This window comes from Archangium sp. (genome assembly GCF_036389735.1).
In the GTDB taxonomy this organism is placed as follows: domain Bacteria; phylum Myxococcota; class Myxococcia; order Myxococcales; family Myxococcaceae; genus Archangium.
The window spans coordinates 1-1,735 of sequence record NZ_DASVWK010000850.1 but is presented as its reverse complement, the minus strand read 5'-3'; the positions used below and the strand labels follow the sequence as shown (position 1 = coordinate 1,735).

The following is a 1,735-nucleotide window of genomic DNA, read 5'->3' as shown; positions in this document are numbered from 1 at the left end:
TGGCCAATCCGGGTACCTGCGGGGGGGAGCGAACGATAGATGCGGCTCATGGCGCGGTGCGTGGTAGCACGGAACCTCGCGCGCGTCCCACAGCATTCGGTTAGGCTTCGAGGCGGCGCAATCTTCGAGGAGACACATGTCCCGCACCATTCGTGCCCCCCGCGGAACCGCCCTGTCCTGCAAGGGCTGGGTCCAGGAAGCCGCCCTGCGGATGTTGATGAACAACCTGGATCCGGACGTGGCCGAACGTCCCGAGGACCTGGTCGTCTACGGCGGCATCGGCAAGGCCGCCCGCGACTGGCCTTCGTTCGACCGCATCGTGGACGGCCTGCGCCGCCTCACCGATGAGGAGACGCTGCTCGTCCAGTCCGGCAAGCCCGTGGGCATCCTCCGCACCCACCCCGACGCCCCCCGCGTCCTCATCGCCAACTCCAACCTCGTGGGCAACTGGGCCAACTGGGACCACTTCTTCGAGCTCGAGAAGAAGGGCCTCATGATGTACGGCCAGATGACCGCCGGCTCGTGGATCTACATCGGCACCCAGGGCATCCTCCAGGGCACCTTCGAGACCTTCGCCCAGGCCGGCCGCGTCCACTTCGGCTCGGATGATCTCTCCGGCCGGCTCGTCCTCTCCGGCGGCCTCGGCGGCATGGGCGGCGCCCAGCCCCTGGCCGCCACCATGAACAACGCCGTCTTCCTCGGCGTGGAGATCGATCCCACCCGCGCCCGCCGCCGCGTGGAGACGCGCTACCTGGACGTCATCGCCAAGGACATCGACGAGGCGCTCGCCCTGGTGAAGGAGGCCCAAGCCAGGCGCGTGGGCCGCTCCATCGGCCTCATCGGCAACGCGGCCCAGGTGTACCGCGAGCTGTACCGGCGCGGCCTCAAGCCGGACTTCGTCACCGACCAGACGAGCGCGCATGATCCGCTCAACGGCTACATCCCCGCGGACCTGTCGATGGAGGCGGCCGCCGAGCTGCGCAAGCGCGACCCCAAGGGCTACGTCGAGAAGGCCCGCCAGTCGATGGCCATGCAGGTGGAGGCGATGCTGGACTTCGCACGCGCCGGCAGCCACGTCTTCGACTACGGCAACAACATCCGCGCCCAGGCCCAGCTCGCCGGGCTGGAGAACGCCTTCGACTTCCCCGGCTTCGTGCCGGCCTACATCCGCCCCATGTTCTGCGAGGGCCTCGGGCCCTTCCGCTGGGTGGCGCTCTCGGGAGACCCCGAGGACATCCGCCGCACGGACGAGGCGGTGCTGGAGCTCTTCCCCCAGAAGGCGTCGCTGCACCGGTGGATCCGCATGGCACAGGAGCGCGTGGCCTTCCAGGGTCTGCCGGCGCGCATCTGCTGGCTCGGCTATGGCGAGCGCGCCAAGGCCGGCCTGCGCTTCAACGAGATGGTGCGCAAGGGCGAGGTGAAGGCCCCCATCGTCATCGGACGCGATCACCTGGACTGCGGCTCGGTGGCCTCGCCCAACCGCGAGACGGAGTCCATGAAGGACGGCTCGGACGCGGTGGCCGACTGGCCCATCCTCAACGCGCTGGTGAACGCGGTGAACGGCGCCTCGTGGGTGTCCTTCCACCACGGCGGAGGCGTGGGCATGGGCTACTCGCTGCACGCCGGCCAGGTCATCGTCGCCGACGGCACCCCCGAGGCCGCGCGCCGCATCGAGCGCGTGCTCACCTCGGATCCCGCCATGGGCGTGCTCCGCCACGCCGATGCTGGCTACCCC

General features: G+C 69.7%; 1 protein-coding gene. It reads left to right on the top strand.

The genetic code is table 11. The features are described from left to right. Positions 1-136: 136 nt before the first annotated feature. Positions 137-1,735, top strand: a 1,599-nt coding sequence (hutU, locus tag VF794_RS30535) for a urocanate hydratase (protein ID WP_331116522.1), incomplete at its 3' end; no start/stop codon positions are given.